This window comes from Actinophytocola algeriensis, from assembly GCF_014203735.1.
In the GTDB taxonomy this organism is placed as follows: domain Bacteria; phylum Actinomycetota; class Actinomycetes; order Mycobacteriales; family Pseudonocardiaceae; genus Actinophytocola; species Actinophytocola algeriensis.
In genome coordinates this window covers 885,204-903,455 of sequence record NZ_JACHJQ010000006.1, presented here as the reverse complement: position 1 = coordinate 903,455, position 18,252 = coordinate 885,204, and the positions used below count along the sequence as shown (strand labels likewise).

Annotated in this window: 12 protein-coding genes; 3 read left to right on the top strand and 9 right to left on the bottom strand. The window is 69.8% G+C overall.

Annotation, left to right across the window (positions count from 1 at the left end):
- The first annotated feature begins 1 nt into the window (after position 1).
- The gene (locus tag FHR82_RS31025; RefSeq protein WP_311771351.1) at positions 2-529 is read left to right on the top strand and encodes an AAA family ATPase; all 528 of its coding nucleotides are present in this window, start codon (positions 2-4) and stop codon (positions 527-529) included.
- Positions 530-569: 40 nt separating this feature from the next.
- On the opposite strand, the gene FHR82_RS31020 is transcribed toward FHR82_RS31025, so the two are convergent.
- The 7 genes from FHR82_RS31020 to FHR82_RS30990 form a co-directional block, all read right to left on the bottom strand.
- On the bottom strand, positions 570-3,281 hold the full coding sequence (locus FHR82_RS31020) for a beta-galactosidase (RefSeq protein ID WP_184814086.1): 2,712 nt from the start codon (positions 3,279-3,281) through the stop codon (positions 570-572).
- Positions 3,278-6,196, bottom strand: coding sequence for a glycoside hydrolase family 3 protein (locus tag FHR82_RS31015; RefSeq protein ID WP_184814085.1), 2,919 nt, complete (start codon positions 6,194-6,196; stop codon positions 3,278-3,280). The genes FHR82_RS31020 and FHR82_RS31015 overlap by 4 nt, the downstream gene beginning before the upstream one ends.
- A gap of 16 nt (positions 6,197-6,212) precedes the next feature.
- Positions 6,213-8,462 carry an alpha-xylosidase gene (gene yicI, locus FHR82_RS31010; protein ID WP_184814084.1) on the bottom strand — a complete coding sequence of 750 codons (2,250 nt, stop codon included), beginning with the start codon at positions 8,460-8,462 and terminating at the stop codon, positions 6,213-6,215.
- A gap of 106 nt (positions 8,463-8,568) precedes the next feature.
- A complete protein-coding gene (locus FHR82_RS31005; RefSeq protein ID WP_184814083.1) occupies positions 8,569-9,381 on the bottom strand; it encodes a carbohydrate ABC transporter permease in 813 nt (270 codons plus the stop codon).
- A 124-nt stretch (positions 9,382-9,505) separates the two neighbouring features.
- The gene (locus FHR82_RS31000) at positions 9,506-10,342 is read right to left on the bottom strand and encodes a carbohydrate ABC transporter permease (protein WP_311771350.1); all 837 of its coding nucleotides are present in this window, start codon (positions 10,340-10,342) and stop codon (positions 9,506-9,508) included.
- A 112-nt stretch (positions 10,343-10,454) separates the two neighbouring features.
- Complete coding sequence (locus tag FHR82_RS30995) at positions 10,455-11,741, bottom strand: ABC transporter substrate-binding protein (RefSeq protein ID WP_184814081.1); 1,287 nt, start codon at positions 11,739-11,741, stop codon at positions 10,455-10,457.
- Between the two features lie 89 nt (positions 11,742-11,830).
- Positions 11,831-12,835 carry a LacI family DNA-binding transcriptional regulator gene (locus FHR82_RS30990; RefSeq protein ID WP_184814080.1) on the bottom strand — a complete coding sequence of 335 codons (1,005 nt, stop codon included), beginning with the start codon at positions 12,833-12,835 and terminating at the stop codon, positions 11,831-11,833.
- 146 nt (positions 12,836-12,981) lie between these two features.
- Between FHR82_RS30990 and FHR82_RS30985 the strand changes: the two genes are divergently transcribed.
- Together FHR82_RS30985 and FHR82_RS30980 are read left to right on the top strand one after the other, a co-directional pair.
- Positions 12,982-14,499, top strand: coding sequence for a glycoside hydrolase family 13 protein (locus tag FHR82_RS30985; protein ID WP_184814180.1), 1,518 nt, complete (start codon positions 12,982-12,984; stop codon positions 14,497-14,499).
- 25 nt (positions 14,500-14,524) lie between these two features.
- Complete coding sequence (locus FHR82_RS30980; protein ID WP_184814079.1) at positions 14,525-15,544, top strand: LacI family DNA-binding transcriptional regulator; 1,020 nt, start codon at positions 14,525-14,527, stop codon at positions 15,542-15,544.
- 283 nt (positions 15,545-15,827) lie between these two features.
- On the opposite strand, the gene FHR82_RS30975 is transcribed toward FHR82_RS30980, so the two are convergent.
- Entirely contained in the window at positions 15,828-16,409 is a 582-nt protein-coding gene (locus FHR82_RS30975) for an ATP-binding protein (protein ID WP_184814078.1), read from the bottom strand.
- Between the two features lie 12 nt (positions 16,410-16,421).
- Positions 16,422-18,179, bottom strand: coding sequence for a carbohydrate-binding module family 20 domain-containing protein (locus tag FHR82_RS30970; protein ID WP_184814077.1), 1,758 nt, complete (start codon positions 18,177-18,179; stop codon positions 16,422-16,424).
- Between the last annotated feature and the right edge of the window lie 73 nt (positions 18,180-18,252).

Genomic DNA, 18,252 nt, shown 5'->3' with positions numbered 1-18,252 from the left:
CGTGCTCGGACCGGCGGTGGTGGTGATCACCGGGATCATGGCGGCGGGCAAGTCGACGGTCGCGCAGCTGCTCGCCGAACGGCTGCCGAGGGCGGCGCACGTGCGGGGTGACCTGTTCCGCCGGATGATCGTGTCCGGGCGGGCCGACATGACGCCCGGCGCGGAGGAGGACGCGGTGGCGCAGCTGCGGTTGCGGCACCGGCTGACCGCGACGGTGGCCGACGGGTACGCCGACGCCGGGTTCACGGCGGTCGTGCAGGACGTGCTGCTGGGCGACCACGTCGACGAACTGCTGGACGCGGTGCGCACGCGGCCGAGGTACCTGGTGGTGCTGGCGCCGTCGCCCGCCGTGGTGGCCGAGCGCGAGGCGGGGCGGGCCAAGACCGGTTACGGCGCGTGGACGGTCGAGGACCTCGACCAGGGCCTGCGGGCGATGCCGAGGCGCGGGCTGTGGCTCGACTCGACGGACCTGACTCCGCGGTCCACTGTGGACGCGCTGCTGGCAGGACTGGACGAGGCGGCGGTGTAGGCGGTCCCGCGCCCGGCCGGACGGGCGCGGGACCACGTCCCTACCGCACCCGGTGGTTGGCCAGCGGCACCAGGCTGACCGGGCCCGGTGTGCTCTCCTCCAACGCGATCACCGCCAGGGCGACGGTGTTCTTCCCGTGCGTGCGCAGCACCCCGGCCGGGAGGACGAACTCCTTCTGTGGCCCCAGGTCCGCCGTGAACTGGCCCATCTGCCAGCCGTTCACGTACATCAGCACGCGGTAGGCGCCGGTGCCGTCGAACCGCAGCGCCACCGGCACGTCCTGGTCACGTGGCAAGTCGAGTGCGAACTCCGTGCGGTACCACGTGACGCCGGGCGCGAGCGTGTCCGGCGCGGGTCGCCAGTCACCTGACCTGTGACCCGGCAGGTGCCAGCCCGCCCGTTCGCCCAGCAGGCCACCGGTGTTGAAGGGGCCCCGGACCGGGTCCGGTTCGTTGCCCCGCAACCGCCAGGAGACGGGCGTATCGGCACCGATCAGCGCCGCGCCGACCAGCCCGCGCGGCTGTTTGAAGCGGGTGTCGTCGGCGGTCCAGTCGTCGTTGTGGCCCATGTTGCCGACCAGGACCGACAGCACCGCGGGTGTGCCGGGCGCCAGCGGTGGCAGCGTGAACGTGCCGGGACCGGGGTCCGGGTTGACGGGTGCGTCCGAGTCGGCCTGTGTGCCGCCCTTGGCCCAGCCGAGGTACGTGCCGTTCAGCCACACCTGGTAGACGCCGTTCTTGCCGGTGATCGCGTTCAGCTTCACCGCGGTTTCCGTGCCGCCCGCGGTGAAGTGGCCGCGGTACCAGACGTGCCCCTGGTCGTAGCCGTAGGTGCCCGAGGGGAGTCCCCGGTCGGCCACGGTCCAGCCCGAGTCGTCCGCGACCGGCTCGCGCTGCGTGCGCCAGCCCGTCAACGTGGGCAGCCGCACCGGGTCCGGGCCACGCAGGGTGCCGGCCAGCGACCCGCTCGACGTCGTGCGCGTCGGCACCACGCCGTGCCCCACGACCAGCCGCCGGGCCGGGGCGAACACCTCCACCGACGTCCGCGCCGACGTGTCCGCCCGCAGCGTCACCGTCGAGCCGGACACCGTCGCGTCGCGGACCAGCGACGGGCTCCGCACCAGCACCGATCCGAACTGCCAGAACTCCGCCGCGGTCTCGTTCGTGCCCAGCAGCAACAGCATCGGCGGGCGGCCGCCACCGGTCACCAGCACCCGGGACAGGCCTTCGTGCCGGTAGTCGAGCTTCAGGTCACCGCCCGCGAACGACGACCGGACCGACCCGGCCAGGACCTGCACGGCCGGCCGCGACCCGTACCGCAACACGGTCGACCCATCGGTTCCCGTACGCCCGTACAGCAACGCCACATCGCGGCCACCGGAGCGGGTGTGCGTCATCAGCTCCGACGACGACCACACGAGCCGCTGTCCGCCCAGGTCGTACCCGGCGACCAGCACGAGAGCGTCCCGCGCGCCGACCGTGACCGGCACGGAGTACCGCCCGTCCGGCGTCGACCAGTCCAGTGTGGACGAGCCACCGTCCAGCGAGCGGGCGAGCACGAACTGTGTTCCCGTCGAAGGGTTCGCCCGTGCCAACGTCTCCACTGCCGCATCGGAGGACGGTGGTGCGGTCGCGGTGTCCGTGTGCCGCAACGGTTCCACCGCGCGCACGAAGTAGCCCTGCCGTTTGAACTCGGCGTACTTGTCCGTCAGCTGCCGCGACTCGGTGATCGCCGCGCCGTAGTCGTAGGACGTGTACACGTCGTTCGGCTGGCCCAGCCAGCCCCAGTTCGTGCCGCCGAACGCCATGTAGTAGCCGAACATGGTGGCGCCGCTGGTGATCAGGTTCGACTTGTAGAAGTACCGCATGTACGACGGGCCGGTCAGCTCGCGGCAGCGGTCGTACCCGGCGCGGTTGAGGTCGATCGCCCCCGCCTGGTACTCGGCCGCGTACACGGGTGCGTTGTCCGACAACCGTTCCGTCGTCCCCGGACCCCACGGCCCCCAGACGTCCGGGGTCTGGCACTCGAACGACTGCGGGTAGTCGTCCACCCCGGGGATCTGCACGGCGCCGAGACCGGACGCCCAGGTCGGGGTCCATGACGCGTCGCAGCACTGGTTGTGCGTGATCGGCACGTCGATCCCGGCCGCCCGCGCGGTGTCCTGCAGGTCCTGCATGTACTGGGCGTCGGTGTTGGCCGCGTACTCGTTCTCCACGTTGTACGCGATCACCGAGCCGCCGCGGGTGATCTGGTGCCGCGCGAGGATCGGGTTGATGTGCGACAGCCACTCGCGGTACGCCGCGGTGTAGCCGGGGTCGCTCGAGCGCGCCCGGCCGTCGACCTGCTTGAGCCACGCGGGGAAACCGCCGCCGCTGACCTCGGCGTTGATGTACGGGCCGGGCCGCGCGACCACGTACAGCCCCAGTTCCTCGGTGAGCCGCAGCAGCCGGTCCACGTCCCGCACGCCGGAGAAGTCGTACTCGCCGGGCGCGGGCGAGTGGTACGCCCAGTTGAAGTACAGCGAGACGCCGTTGAACCCGGCGGCGCGGATCTTCTCCAGCACGTCCCGCCACAGCTCCGGGCTCGGCAGGCGGAAGTAGTGGAACTCGCCGCTCCACAGGAACACCCGCTCGCCGTCCACCTTCAGCGAGTACCTGTCGTAGCTCACGGTGTGTGCCGGGGCTGCCGCGGCCACGGGCGTGGCAGCGCCCGTGACCAGCAGCAACACCAGCAGCAGCGCCAGGCGCCTCATCGCAGCGAGAACGTGTCGACGCGCAGGTCACCCGTGATCACCAGGAACACGTCGTGCCTGCCGTCCGCGCCGGTCAGCGCGGTGGAGACAGAGGTGTAGGTGTACTTGTCGGCCGTGCCCGGCGACGTGGCGGTCCCGACACGCTTCCCGGTCGGGCCGCCCAGCCGGATCTCGATCGCGCCCGCGCCCGCGACCCTCGCGGTGAACGTGCGCGCCCGCCGCAGCTCGCTGTCGTGGAAGGAGACCCAGCCCGGTCCGCCGACCGAGTCGCCGCGTTCCTTCGACGTGTCCACCAGGGACACCCCCGTGTAGTCGTCGAAGTCGACCGCCCGCGTGGTGCGGGACAGGTCGCGGGCAGGGATCGTCTCGCCCTTCACCCGCACCGTGCCGCGCTGCCGGATGTCGGCCGAGGACGCGCCGACCAGCACGTCGTAGGTGCCGCCCTCGACGACCCAGCGGCCGCGGGTCACGTCCCAGTGCGCCAGGTCCTGCACCGGCACCGAGAACCGGACCGTCTTCGTCTGCCCCGGCCGCAGGTGCACGCGCTGGAACGCCCGCAACGTCAGGTTCGGTCGCGGGTCGCGTGACTCGCGCTGGTGCGTGTACAGCTGGACGACCTCGTCGCCCGCCCGGTCGGATGTGTTGGTGACCGGCACGCTCACCTTCAGCGGCGACTCGATCGCCAGTCGCCCGTACCGGAACGTGCTGTAGGACAGACCGTGCCCGAACGGGTACAGCGGATCGCCGTCGAAGTACTGGTAGGTGCGGCGGGCCTTGATGATGTCGTACTCGAGGATGTCCGGCAGGTCCGCGTCGGACCGGTACCACGTCTGCGTGAGCCGCCCCGCCGGGTTGACGTCGCCGACCAGCACGTCCGCGATCGCGTGCCCGGTCTCCTGCCCCGCGTGCGTGGTCCACAGGATCGCCGGGATGTTGTCCTGCTCCCACGTGAGCGTGGTCGGGTAGCTGTTCTCCACCACCACGACCGTGTTCGGGTTCGCCGCGTGCACCGCCCTGATCAGCGCGGACTGGCCCTCCGCGAGTGCCATCGTGGTGCGGTCGTGGTCCTCGCGGCCGTTGATGAACGGCATGCTGCCGACCACGACGACCGCCGCGTCCGCGCCCGCCACGGACGCGACGGCGTCGTCGATGCCACTCGACACCGTCTCTTTGATGAACGGAGTCGCGCCCGCCGCGTCCGGGGAGCCCAGCAGGACGCGGCCGTCGGCGGCCACCGTGAGGTAGTTGTTGGGGCCCTCCCAGTCGTTCACGGTCTCGTAGCCGACGTACTTGACGACCACCGCGCCGTCACCGGCGTCCTCGAACGTGAACTGCTGCTGCACGAACCAGTCGCGGGGCTGCGGCGCCCGGTTCACGAACGCGCTGGTCTGGCCGAAGTCGGCCCGTTCGACGTACTTGCCGTTCGCGACGCTGCGCAACGTCACGACGCCCTGGCCCCAGTCGAACACGTCGAACTGCCGTTCCGTCCCGGCCGAGAGACCGGAGGTGACCAGTTCGGCGCCACCGTCACCGGACCCGGCGGTGACGTACCGGCCGTCAGTGGTGCGCAGTGCGATCCGGTCGACCGCCTCGCTGCCGGTGACGGTGACCCGTGCCGCGATCCCGGCACGCGGGGTGACCTCGTACGGCAGCTTCCCGGAGTACCAGTCGGTGTACAGCGTGTCGGCGAGCGGCCCGACCACGGCCACCGTGCCGGCCGGCCGCAACGGGAGCGCGCCGTCGTTCTTCAGCAGCACCACGGCCTTCCCCGCGGTCTCCCGCGCGAGCTGCCGGTGCGCCGGGCTGTTCACCACGTCCATCGTGATGCCGCCGTACGGGCCGCCGCCCGGGTCGAACTCGCCGAGCCGGAACCGGATCGTGAGGATGCGCCGGACCGCGGTGTCCACATCGGACTCGGCCAGCAGTCCCTGAGCCAGTGCGGTGTTGACCGCGTCGACCGTCGGCGTGGCGTTCGTGTTGTCGACGGTGAAGCTGTCCAGCCCGGCCTTCAGCGTGGCCGCGTCCGCCTCCGCGAGCGTGGCGAAGTAGGCCTGCGAGCCGATGAGGTTGTTGGGGTTGCCCGCGTCGGTGACGTTCATCAGCACCTGGTCGGTCCAGGTCCGCACCACGTCGTCGAAGTCCGGGCTCACGGTCATCGGCCGCCCGTTGGCCAGGTTGTACGCGGCCATCACACCGGTCGCCGCGTCGGCTGCGATCGCGGGCTTGAACGCGGCCTCGTCGTACTCGTGCTTCACACGCGGCCGCAGGTTCGACGACGTGCGGTCGCGGCGGATCTCGTTGTTGTTGGCCAGGTAGTGCTTCAGCGTCGGCGCGGTCTTGAGGTGGCGCGGGTCGTCACCGGCCATGCCACCCGCGTACGCCGTGGAGATCACGCCGGTCAGGTACGGGTCCTCCGAGTAGCCCTCCTCGTTGCGGCCCCAGCGCGGGTCGCGCAGCAGGTTCACCACCGGAGCCCACGCGTTCAGACCCCACACGACCGGGTTGTCCGAGTGGTACCCGCGGATCTCGTCGCCGACCACCGACCCGACCCGCCTGATCAACGCGGCGTCCCAGGTGGTGGCGAGCCCGACGGCCTGCGGGAACACGGTCGCCACCGCGGTCCGCACGGCGCCGGGGTCGGGGGTGGAGGTGATGTCGGTCGACCACGCGATGCCGTGCAGTGCTTCGGTGCCGGTCTTGAACAGCGCCATGCCCAGGCGCGGGATCGCCGGCTGGTATTGGTGCAGCAATGAGACCTTCTCCGGCAGCGTGAGCCGGGCGAGCAGGTCCTCGACGCGGACGCGGACGGGGAGGCGGTGGTTGCGGAACGGGTAGCTCGTCGCGCTCGCGTGGACCGGGGCGGCAACCGCGGCGGTCACGGCTCCGGCAACGGCCAGGAAAGTACGTCTTCTCATGACCACTCCATTGGGTTCAGAGTCGGACGGTGAGCGAGGATCCTTCTGCGTCAACGGGTTCGGCACCCGCGACGCGGACGCGCCAGCGGGCGAGCGGCTGGTCGGCGGACACCTCGACGGTGCCGCCGCGCCGGGTGGTGGTGAAGGTGCAGGCCACATCGCCGGACACCGTGGGCACGACCGTGGTCACCGACGCACCGTCGGCCAGGCCGAAGACGTGCAGGGTGACGCCGTCGGCGTAGGAGTAGTCGGGCCGGTCGTCGACCGCGCCGACCGGCAGCACCGCGCCGGGCCGGACCAGCAGCGGCACGCTGTCGGCGCTGTGCGTCTCCCGCACCCAGCGCGGCCCGGTCACCTCCTCGCCGGTGAGGTAGTGGGTCCACGAACCGTCGGGGACGTAGTAGTCGACGACCCCGTCCTCCCGGAACACGGGCGCCACCAACAGGTCCGGGCCGAGCATGTACTGGCGGTCGAGGTGCGTGCAGGCCGGGTCGTCCGGGAACTCCACGACCATCGCCCGCATCATCGGCACCCCGGAGAGGTGCGCGGTCCGTGCCGCCTGGTACAGGTACGGCATGAGCGTCGCCTTGAGCTTCGAGAAGCGCCGCAACACGTCCACGGCTTCCTCGTCGAACGCCCACGGCACGCGGTAGGAGTAGTTCGCGTGCAGGCGGCTGTGCGACGACAGCAGCCCGAACGCGATCCACCGCTTGAACAGCCACGCCTCCGGGGTGCCCTCGAAGCCGCCGATGTCGTGGCTCCAGTACCCGAAGCCGGACATCGTCAGCGACAGCCCACCGCGCAGCGACTCCGCCATCGACTGCGGCGTCGACAGGTTGTCCCCGCCCCAGTGCACCGGGAACTGCTGCGTGCCGACGGTCGCCGACCGCGCGAACACGACCGCGTCCCGCTCGCCGCGCCGCTTGCGCAGCAGGTCGAACACGGTCTTGTTGTAGAGGTAGGTGTAGTAGTTGTGCATGTCGTCGGGGTCGGACCCGTCGAAGTAGGTGACGTCGGTCGGGATCCGCTCCCCGAAGTCGGACTTGAAGCAGTCGACCCCCATGTCCAGCAAGGCGTCGAGCTTCGCGGCGTACCACTCGCGGGCCTCCGGGTTGGAGAAGTCCACGACCGCCTGACCCGGCTGCCACAGGTCCCACTGCCACACGTCCCCGTTGGGGCGCTTGAGGAAGTAGCCGCGAGCCTTGCCCTCCTCGAACAACGCCGACCGCTGCGCGACATAGGGGTTGATCCACACGCACACCTTCAGGCCGCGTGCCTTCAGCCTCGTGAGCATGCCGCGCGGGTCCGGGAAGGTCTTCGGGTCCCACTCGAAGTCGCACCACGACAGCTCCCGCATCCAGAAGCAGTCGAAGTGGAACACCGACAGCGGCAGGTCCCGCTCCGCCATGCCCTCGATGAACGAGGTGACCGTGGCCTCGTCGTAGTCGGTGTTGAACGACGTCGACAGCCACAACCCGAACGACCACGCCGGCGGCAGCGCGGGCCTGCCGGTCAACGCGGTGTACCGCTCGAGGATCTCCTTCGGCGTCGGACCGTGGATCACGAAGTACTGCATGGACTGCGCCTCGATGCTGAACTGCACCTTCGACACGTCCTCGGAACCCACCTCGAACGACACCAGCCCGGGGTGGTTGACGAACACGCCGTAGCCCGCGTTGGTGAGGAAGAACGGCACGTTCTTGTACGCCTGCTCGCTGCTGGTGCCGCCGTCGGCGTTCCAGATGTCGACGACCTGGCCGTTCTTGGCCAGCGGGCCGAACCGCTCACCCATGCCGTAGACCGCGTCGCCGACCCCGAGGTTCAGCCGCTCCCGCACGTGCGTGCCGTCCGGTGTGGACATCAGCGCGAGATCTTTCTCGCCGCTGGACGTGAGGACCCTGCCGTCCGCGACGAACTCCAGCCGCCACGGGTTGCGAGTCACCCGTACTGTCAACGCCCCGGATGTCAGGGTGGCGTTCTCGGCCGACACGGCCGGCGCCGGACCCGACGGGAACAGCTCGAACCGCGGCGACCTCGTGGCGCTGCCCGCGTGGTGGGTGACCCGCACCCCGATCACGTCCGGCATCGGGGAGGTGAGGTCGACGGTCAGCACCGCGCCGCTCTGCAGGTCCCGCCTGCTGCGCACCGGGTAGGTCGGCGCCAGGACCCGGAGGCCGTCAGGGGTTTCCGCCACGTCGAGCACCTCGACGGGGTAGGCGGGCGTGACACCCTCGCGCATCATCCAGTGCCCGTCCGTGAACTTCATGCCGCCGTCCCCTCGCAGGCTCCGTGACGGCCTGTGTGTGATTGCTCTGCTCGACGGTTCACTCCGCAAGCTCCGTTCACAGCTCCGCAAGCTCCGCAAGCTCCGCTCACTTGACCGCTCCCACCGCGATGCCCCGTGTCAGTGTCCGTTGGAAGATCAGGAAGAACACCACCGCCGGGATGATCCCGAGCAGTGCCGACGCGCTCTGCGCGGTGGCGTCCATCAGACGTTGTCCCTGCAGCACACCGAGTGCGACCGGGACCGTCTGGTTGTCGTTGGAGACCAGCATGATCATCGGGAGGAAGAACTCGTTCCACGTCCAGATGAAGAAGAACACCAGCAGTACCGACAGCGTCGGCCAGCTGATCGGCACGACCACGCGCCACAGCACCTGCCACCGGTTCGCGCCGTCGATCCGTGCCGCCTCGACGATCTCGCGCGGGAACGTCGACAGCACCGAGGACAGCAGGTAGGTGCCGAACGCGGCCTGGATCGCGGTGAAGATGATGATCACCGCGAGCCTCGTGTCGTAGAGGTCGACCTCCTTCGTGAGGAAGTACAGCGGGTAGACCAGCGCCTCCTGCGGCATCAGGTTCGCCAGCAGGAAGACCGCGACGATCCACAGGCGACCCTTGACGCGGCCGATGCCGAGCGCGTACGCCGTGAGGACCGACACCAGCACCGCGAGCACCGCGACCGAACCGGCGATCACCGTGCTGTTGACCAGCTTCTGACCGAAGTCGACGCGGACCCAGAAGTCCACGATGCCCTGGAAGTACAGGGCGTCCGGCAGCGCCAGCGGGCCACCGGTCGTGTAGTCACCCGGTGACTTGAACGCGTTGAGCAGCACCAGCAGGAACGGGAACAGCGTCAGCACCGCGAGGATCGCGAGGACGCCGACGACGAGTCTCCTTGTCATGAGCGGGCCGCCGGTGTCTGGACTGAGTGAGCAGCGGAGGGAGCTCGGTCACGAGCGAGTGAGCAGCGCAGGGAGGGAAGACGCCGGGTAGAGGCCCGCGAACGCCGAGCGGAGCGAGGCCGTGTCATGACTCCTCCCGGTTCTGCAGTCGCAGGAACACGAAGGCGAGCCCGCCGATGATCACCGTCAGCACCGTCGCGATCGCGGCGCCGTAGCCGACGTTGGCCTTCTCGAAGAAGTTCTGGAACGAGAAGTACGCGGGCGTGTTGGTCGAGCCGCCCGGCCCGCCGCGCGTGAGCACGAAGATCTTGTCGAACGACTTGAGCGCCGCGATCGTGCAGGTCAGCAGTACGACGAAGATCTCCTGCCGGATCTGCGGCACGGTCACCGACCACAGCCGTTGCCACCAGCTCGCGCCGTCGAGCGCCGCCGCCTCGTACAGCTGCGGGTCGACGCGCTGCAGCCCGGCCATGAAGATCACCAGCGGGTAGCCGATCTGGATCCACACCAGCACGAACATGACCGACAGCAGCGCGGTCTTCTCGTCACCGAGCCAGTTCTGCGTCCAGTCGCCCAGCCCGAGGAAGCGCAGCAGCTCGTTCGCCGAGCCGTACTCGGGGTGCAGGATCCAGCCCCACACCACACCGGCCACGACCGCGGGCAGCACCTGCGGCAGGTAGAACGCGGCCCGCAACGCCGTGGTGGTGCGCGGGTGCCGCTTGGCCACCACGTCGAACAGGGCGGTGGCGAGCAGCAGGCCGATGAACGTCGGGACGACCGCCATGGCGAGGATCAGTGCCGCGTTGTTGCGGAAGGAGATCCAGAACGTCTCGTCGGAGAACAGCTTTCGGTACTGGTCCAACCCGACCCAGTCCGGGTCGCCGACACCCTGCCACCGCGTGAAGCTGATGCCGACGTTCATCACCAGCGGCACCGCGATCACCGCGACGAACAGCAGCACCCCCGGCACGAGGTAGGGCAGGTACCCGCGCCCGTCCCGCCGCCGCCGAGTGCCCTGAAAGACGCTTTCGGGACGTTCAGTGCCCCGGGAGCGTCGTTCAGGACGTTTCGTCTCAGCCACCGACATTGGCCAGGTTTTCCTCGTACGGCCCCGCCAGCTCGTCCAGCACCTCGTCCGGCGACGCCGACCCGTTGATCAGCTTCTGCGTCGCGGACACCAGCACGTCGTAGTAGCCGGGCGCGGGCCAGTCCGGGTAGTAGGCGAGCCCGTCGCGGTCCACCAGCGTCTGGTAGTCCTCGATGAGGTGCTTGCTCTTCTCGTCGGTGATCGCCGCCGGGTCGGCCGCCACCGGGATGCCGCCGGAGTTGCCGAGCAGCTCCTGGTTCGCCTTCTTCATGGTGATGTCGATGAAGTCGTAGGCCAGCTCCTTGTTCTCGGAACCCTCCGGCACGACCCAGATGTTGCCGCTGGAGCCCAGTGCCAGGTCACTGCCGGGGAACAGCGCGGTGTCCCAGTCGAACTTCACCGTCGACTGGACCCGGCCGTACCACCACGAGCCGGACATCATGATCGGGAACTTGCCGGACATGAACGCGACGCCCATGCTCTCCGCGTCGATGCCCGCCGAGTCCTTGCCGAGGTAGCCCTTCCGCACCCAGTCGGCGAACGTCTCGGCGCCGTAGGTCCAGGCCTCGTCGTGGAAGTCGACGTCGCCCTTGTACTGCTGGAGGTTGTCCACCCACTCGGTGTCCGCCTTGGACAGTGCGAGCTGGTAGAGCAGCTGCTGCGCCGGGTACTCCTTGCCGCCCATCGACAACGGCGTCACCCCGGCGGCCACGAACTTGTCCATCGCCGCGACCAGGTCGTCGAACGTCTCCGGGATCTCGACACCGTGCTGCGCGAACAGGTCCTTGTTGTAGTACGCCATCGTGTACTCGGCGTAGTTCGGGACGCCGACCCACTTGTCGCCGCCCATCACGCCGCGCTCGTCGTACTTGCACGTGGTCTGCAGGCTGGGGCTCAGCAGCTTGTCCCAGCCGCGTTCGGTGACCTCGGCGGACATGTCGGTCAGCAGGCCCTGCTTGGACAGCAGGCCCGCGGTGGCGTTGCCCTTGTTGTACTCCATCAGATCCGGCGCCTCGTCGGAGTTCAGCACCATCTGTGCGCTCTTCTGGATCTGCTCGAAGCCCTTCGCCTCGAACTTCACCGTCACGCCGGGGTGCGTGTCCTCGAACTCCTCGATCGCCGCGTCCCACGCCTTGCCCATCGCGCTGTCCGGGCCCTCGTAGTGCCACAGGCGCAGCTCGTTCGCGTTGCCGCCCGCGTCGTCGCCACACGCGACGAGTAACGGCGCGGCCAGCGCGAGTACCGCGAGCAGGGCCTTTCCTGGTGTGAACATCGTTGTTCCTCCGGCGGGGTCGGTGGTCGCGCCAGATCGTCGAATCGCTTCGACGATCGACGTGCCGGGACAGGTGGGGAGTCGGGGGACTACTGGGGTGGGGCGGTACTCGCTCGGACGGTGAGGTGCGGGGAGAGCAGCGTCGCGCCGGGCGCCTTCCGGCCGTTGAGCTTGGCCATCAGCAGCCCGACCGCCTGTCTGCCGACCTCCTCGGCCGGGATGGCCACGGAGGTCAGCGCGGGCATGGTGTACTCGGCGAGCTCGTCGGGGCAGATCGCCACCACCGACAGGTCGTCCGGCACCGACCGGCCCGCCTCGCGGAACGCGGCGAGCAGCGGTGCCACGACGGGTTCGTTGTGGACGACGACCGCGGTGAGATCGGGATGTTCGGCCAGCAGCTCGGTGGCGACCTTCTGGGCGCCCGCCTGCGTGGCCTCGCACGCGTGCACGCTGGCGGCGATGCCGTGCCGCGCCGCCGCCTCGGTGAACCCGGCCGTGGTGCGGGAGGCGAACCCGGTCTCCCGCTCGTACACCTCGGGCGGCGACCCGATCAGCGCGACCCTGCGGTGGCCCAGCTCGGCGAGGTGGTCCACGCACGCCGCGCCCGCCGCGGTGAAGTCGAGGTCGATGCAGGTCAGGCCGTCGGGGTCGGCGGGGAAGCCGATCAGCACGGCCGGCCGGTCCAGGTCCTTCAGTACCGGGACCCGGGGGTCGTGCAGCTCGACGTCCATCACGATGATCGCGTCGACCATCGACGTGCCCGCCACGCGCCGCAGGCCCGCCTCGCCCTCGTTCTGCGTCAGGAGCAGGACGTCGTGGTCGTGCTCGCGGGCGGCGATGACGACCGAGGTCGCGAACTGCATGATCACCGGCACGTGGATGCCGGTGCGCAGCGGCACGACCAGCGCGACGACGTTGCTGCGGTTGGACGCGAGTGCCCTGGCACCGGCGTGCGGCTGGTAGCCGAGCGCCCTGATGCTGGCGAGCACCCGCTGCCTGGTCTCCTGGGTGATCGATCGTTTGCCGGACAGCACGTACGACACCGTGCTGGGGGCGACCCCAGCGTGCTTGGCGACGTCCTCGATCTTGGCCACGATGCCTCACCCGGAAGTGTTGATGATCGCTCCGTAAGCTTCGCTCATCGTCGAATCGCTTCGACGATGAATGCTAGGTAGCCGTTCGGGGACATGGCAATGGTTCGGGCTTGCTGAAAGTTGGTGCAAGGTTTTACATGTCAGGCATGACTCAGGAGTGGTGGCGCGACGCCGTCATCTACCAGGTGTACGTCCGCAGCTTCGCCGACGCGAACGGCGACGGCGTCGGGGACCTGCCCGGCGTGCGCTCCCGGCTGCCGTACCTGGCCGACCTTGGCGTCGACGCGGTGTGGCTGACGCCGTTCTACGCCTCCCCGATGGCCGACGGCGGCTACGACGTCGCCGACTACCGCGAGGTCGACCCGCTGTTCGGCACCCTCGCCGACGCGCAGGCCCTGGTGGCGGACGCCCACGCGCTGGGCCTGCGGGTGATCGTCGACATCGTCCCGAACCACACCAGTGACCAGCACGAGTGGTTCAAGGCCGGGCTCAAGGACCGCTACATCTTCCGCGAGGGGCGCGGCGAGGAGCCGCCGAACGACTGGGCGTCGATCTTCGGTGGTCCGGCGTGGACCCGCACCGAGGACGGCGACTGGTACCTGCACCTGTTCGCGCCCGAGCAGCCGGACCTGAACTGGGACAACCCGGTGGTGCGCGCGGAGTTCCTCGACATCCTGCGGTTCTGGCTGGACCTCGGCGTCGACGGGTTCCGCGTCGACGTGGCGCACGGGATGGTGAAGGCCGAAGGCCTGCCGGACGTCGGCAGGCCCGACCAGAGCGAACTGCTCGGCGCGGAGCCCCTGCCGTACTTCGACCAGGACGGCGTCCACGAGATCTACCGCGAGTGGCGCCGCGTCCTCGACTCCTACGGCGACGCCGGCGGCGACCGGATGGCGGTCGCGGAGGCGTGGGCCCCGAGCCCCGCGCGCACGGCGCTGTACGTCCGGCCCGACGAGCTGCACCAGGCGTTCAACTTCCACTTCCTGAAGACCGACTGGTCGGCCGAGCCGCTGCGGGCCGTGATCGACGCGTCGCTCGCGACCGAGGCACCGCCGACGTGGGTGCTGTCCAACCACGACGTGGTGCGGCACGTGACCCGGTACGGCGGTGGCGAGGTGGGCCGTCGGCGGGCACGGGCGGCGGCGCTGCTGATGCTGGCGCTGCCGGGGTCCGCGTACGTGTACCAGGGTGAGGAGCTGGGGCTGCCGGAGGTGCAGGACCTGCCGGACGAGGTGCTGGCCGACCCGATGTGGGAGCGGTCCGGCCACACCGACCACGGCCGCGACGGCTGCCGGGTGCCGATCCCGTGGACCACGACCGGCCCGTCGCTCGGTTTCGGGCCTGGCAAGCCGTGGCTGCCGCAGCCGGAGTCGTGGGCCAAGCTCGCGGTGGCCGAGCAGCAGACGTCACCGGAGTCGATGCTGGCGCTGTACCGTGCGGCGCTGCGCCTGCGGCACAGGCTGGGGTTCGGCCCGTTCGAGTGGGTCGCGTCCGAGGACGACGTGCTGCACTTCCGCCGGGGCACGTTCCACTGCCTGGCGAACCTGGGCGAGTCGGTGGTGCGGGTGCCGGACCCGGGCCCGGTGCTGCTCGCGTCGTCGTACTACGGCCTCGACGGGGAGGTCGTGCTCCCACCGGACACCGCGTTGTGGTGGGAGGAATGAGGTGGCTCGCCTAGAGTCGTCAGGTGTGACAGCCCGCCTCAGTGACATAGCGACGCAGGCGGGCGTCAGTGAGGCGACCGTCAGCCGCGTGCTGAACGGCAAGGCGGGCGTGTCGGCGGCGACGCGGCAGGCGGTGGTCGCCGCCATGGACGTGCTCGGCTACGAACGCCCGCCCCGGCTACGGGAACGCAGCGCGGGGCTGATCGGCCTGATCACGCCGGAGCTGTCGAACCCGATCTTCCCTGCGCTCGCGCAGGTGATCGAGCAGGTGCTGACGTCCCGCGGGTACACGCCGGTGCTGTGCACGCAGACTCCCGGCGGGTCGACAGAGGACCAGCTGACCGAACTGCTCGTCGAGCGTGGCGTCACGGGCATCATCTTCGTGTCCGGTCTGCACGCGGACTCGACGGCGGACATGGACCGGTACGTGAAGCTCGCGGGCCGCGGCGTGCCGTTCGTGATGATCAACGGGTACACGGAGAAGGTCTCGGCCCCGTTCGTGTCGACCGACGATCGAGCCGCGATGCGCCTGGCGGTGTCACACCTGGCGGAACTCGGCCACGAGCGGATCGGCCTTGCCATCGGGCCACGGCGGTTCGTGCCGGTGCTGCGGAAGATCGAGGGTTTCGTGCAGCACATGCGGACCGTGCTGCCCTACACCGCGGAACAGGCTGAGGAGCTGGTGCAGCACTCGCTGTTCACTGTGGAGGGTGGCCAGGCGGCCGCGTCCGCGTTGCTGGACAAGGACTGCACAGCCATCGTGTGCGGCAGCGACCTGATGGCGTTCGGTGCCATCCGGGCCGCGCGGCAACGAGGGCTGTCGGTGCCTGCCGACGTGTCGGTGGTGGGGTTCGACGACTCGCCGCTGATCGTGTTCGCCGACCCACCGCTGACGACGTTGCGACAACCCGTGGAGGCGATGGGCCAGGCAGCGGTGAACGCGCTGCTCGAGGAGATCGGCGGCACGCCGGCCCCGCACGCGGAGTTCGTCTTCATGCCGGAGCTGGTGGTGCGCGGCTCGACCGCGTCCCGCGTACGGAGCTAGTGCTGTGTCCACTTGCCGGGCGGGTTTTGCCTCCGGTGGCTCCTCGCCGGAGGGGCAAGTCTCCGGGATGGCAGGCAGCCTCGGGGGTGGTGTGGGCCTGCGCCCCCGGCGCCTGCGCGCCCTCGCGACGTCCCGTTGTGCTGTGAAAAGCGCTTTTCACGGCATACCAGCCCATCCCGGTACGTCGATCACCGTCGGCTTGGCCGGACCCGCCGCAGGACTCGGCAAACGTCGGTGGACACAGCACTAGCAACTAGCCGGCAGCGGAACGTCGTTGTGACGACTACGCGGTCCTCACTTCGATCGTCAGGTGTGGGCCGAAATCGGTTGGGAGCGCTGCCACCGGGGCCAACCCGGGGGATGGCGAGAAGTGGACCGTCGTGCCGGTCGTGCCGTCGGACTCGACCGGGGTCAGGTCCGTGACCGGGATGCCGTGTTCGTACCGCTGCGTCCACGAACCGTTGAGCCTGCGGTTCGTGTGCACCAGCCACTCGCTCAGCGCGGCCACCACCGACATGCCCCGCCGGAGGTGGCCGTCCGGCAGCGACACCGACGGGGCGTCGAAGAAGCGCAGGTCCTTCGTCGCCATCACCGGTTTCTTCACCGTACGGCCCTCGGCGTCCACGCGGGTGTCCGTGCCGCGGCCGTTGTCCGCCACCGACACGGAGCCGTCGTCGTGCAGGGTGACCACCGCCAGCCCCTCGGCGCCGCTCGACTCCGCCTCGTCCGCCGCGTAGGCGAGGACTTCCAGCACCAGGTGGGTGACGCCACCTGGAGCGAACGTCGCCGGGTCGAGGCGGATTCGCTCCAGGTGGGCCACAGCCACGTCACTGGACCAGTCGTGGGTGGTGTTCTGCCAGGTCACCGGGTCAGTCTGTCACCTGCGGAAGGTGCCGCCGTCGATGGTCACCGCGCCGGTGCCGCCCGTGCGGTAGGTCCGGTTCGCGCCGGTTTCCCAGATCACCGGCTGTCCGTCCTGCTTGATCACGAACTTGTACTCGATGTTCGTGTTCGCGGGCAGCGTTCCCGAGCCGTGCCAGCGCGGGTACGTCGACGAGTTCGTGGTCAGCGGTACCGCGTTCGCCGGGTTCCACGAGCCCAGCTGCGGCACGTTGCCCACCACGAACACGTTCTGCCCCCACGACGTCTCCGCCTGCACCGTGTACGACGCGCTCACCTGGTCCGGGTTCTGCGTGCCGCCGCCGGTGTGGAACGCGACCGCGGACTTCGCGGGCACGGTCACCGTCGCCTGGCCGCCGGACACCGTCACCTGGTTCGCGCACGCCGTGATCACGTTGCAGTACGAGCCGTTCGCCATGCCCGTCGTGAACGTGCCGGTGTACGCGCCGCCGCTGTTGTTGATCGCGACGAAACCCGCCGAGCCGCGACCGAAGCCGATCACGTTCGACGTCGGGGACTGCCAGTTCGCCACCGCGGCGGCGCCGACCGCGTTGTGGAACGCCACCATGCCGGTCACCGCCTGGTCGCGGTTCAGGCAGTACCAGCCGTTGCCGCAGTCGGTGTCCGTGACGAACCCGCCCGAGTTCGGCGGCGCCGCCTCGGAGTTCGAGAACTGGAAGCCCGCGTACACCGTCGGCGTCGTGTGCTTGTACGCCAGCTGGAACACGTTCGCGAGCACCGCGGTCGCGCCGTCCTTGTACGTCAGGTGCCTGCCGTTGCGCTCGGTGTCGTGGTTGGTCACGAACGACACCGAGTTGGCTGCGGGCAACAGGCCGTTCCCGAACGACGACAGCGACGCGATGTCGCCCTGGAACGCGGACTTCAGCTTGTCGCCGAAGGTGAAGTCGAGGACGTCGCCGCTGCCGAAGTAGTCACCGGGCGACGGCGGCTCGCCGGGGAACACCTCGTGGAACACGTACGGCCGCGCTCCCGACGTCGTGTTGTTCAGCCGTGCCACCACATCCGCCAGCTCGCCCGCCGGGATGTGCTTCGCCGCGTCGACGCGGAAACCGTCGACGCCCAGTGCCAGCTGGGAGTTCAGGTAGCCCGCGAGCTTGCCGCGCACCCCGGCGTCGCTCGTGTCGAGGTCCGGCAGGTCGAGCAGCTCGCAGTGCTGCACTTCCCACAGGTCCGACCAGTTCGCGATGTCCCGGTCGCAGACGTCGACGTTGTACTCGCCGCGGTCGTACATCGGCGGGTCGTACTTGTCGCCGATCACCGTGCCGTCGTAGCCGGTGCCGGTCTGCGCGGCGGTGTGGTTCACCACCGCGTCCGTGTAGACCTTGATGCCCGCCGCGTGGCACGTGCTGATCATCGCCGCGAACTCGGCCTGGGTGCCGAACCGGCTGTTCAGCTTGTAGGAGTAGGGCTGGTACACGTCCCACCACACGCCGCTCGGGTGCTTCAGCGACTCGGCGGGCGGGGCGACCCACACCGCGCCGTACCCGGCGGGGTCGAGGTTGCCGGTGCACTCACTGGCCACGGAAGCCCAGTTCCACGACCACAGGTTGGCGATCACGTCGCCGTTGGGGACTCCGGTGTCCGCCACCGCCTGTTGGGCCGTGGCAGTGGTGAGCCCGGTCGCGGACAGGACCGCAACGGCCGCAAGCACGGCCGTGCGCAACAGCGGTTTCCGGGGAGCGACCCCCAGGCCCGCGGCACGTCGTCGTTCCATTTCGGGTCTCCTCGTCGAGCCGGTCATGGACCCGGCGAGGGGGCGGTTCACCGCTGCCTCGCCCACTCGCCGG

Excerpts from the sequence above, each read along its gene's own strand:
- FHR82_RS31005 (WP_184814083.1), bottom strand. The coding sequence starts at position 9,381 with ATGACAAGGAGACTCGTCGTCGGCGTCCTCGCGATCCTCGCGGTGCTG.
- FHR82_RS30995 (WP_184814081.1), bottom strand. The coding sequence starts at position 11,741 with ATGTTCACACCAGGAAAGGCCCTGCTCGCGGTACTCGCGCTGGCCGCG.
- FHR82_RS30970 (WP_184814077.1), bottom strand. The coding sequence starts at position 18,179 with ATGGAACGACGACGTGCCGCGGGCCTGGGGGTCGCTCCCCGGAAACCG.
- FHR82_RS31015 (WP_184814085.1), bottom strand. The coding sequence starts at position 6,196 with ATGAGAAGACGTACTTTCCTGGCCGTTGCCGGAGCCGTGACCGCCGCG.
- FHR82_RS31020 (WP_184814086.1), bottom strand. The coding sequence starts at position 3,281 with ATGAGGCGCCTGGCGCTGCTGCTGGTGTTGCTGCTGGTCACGGGCGCT.
- yicI (WP_184814084.1), bottom strand. The coding sequence starts at position 8,462 with ATGAAGTTCACGGACGGGCACTGGATGATGCGCGAGGGTGTCACGCCC.
- FHR82_RS30985 (WP_184814180.1), top strand. The coding sequence starts at position 12,982 with ATGACTCAGGAGTGGTGGCGCGACGCCGTCATCTACCAGGTGTACGTC.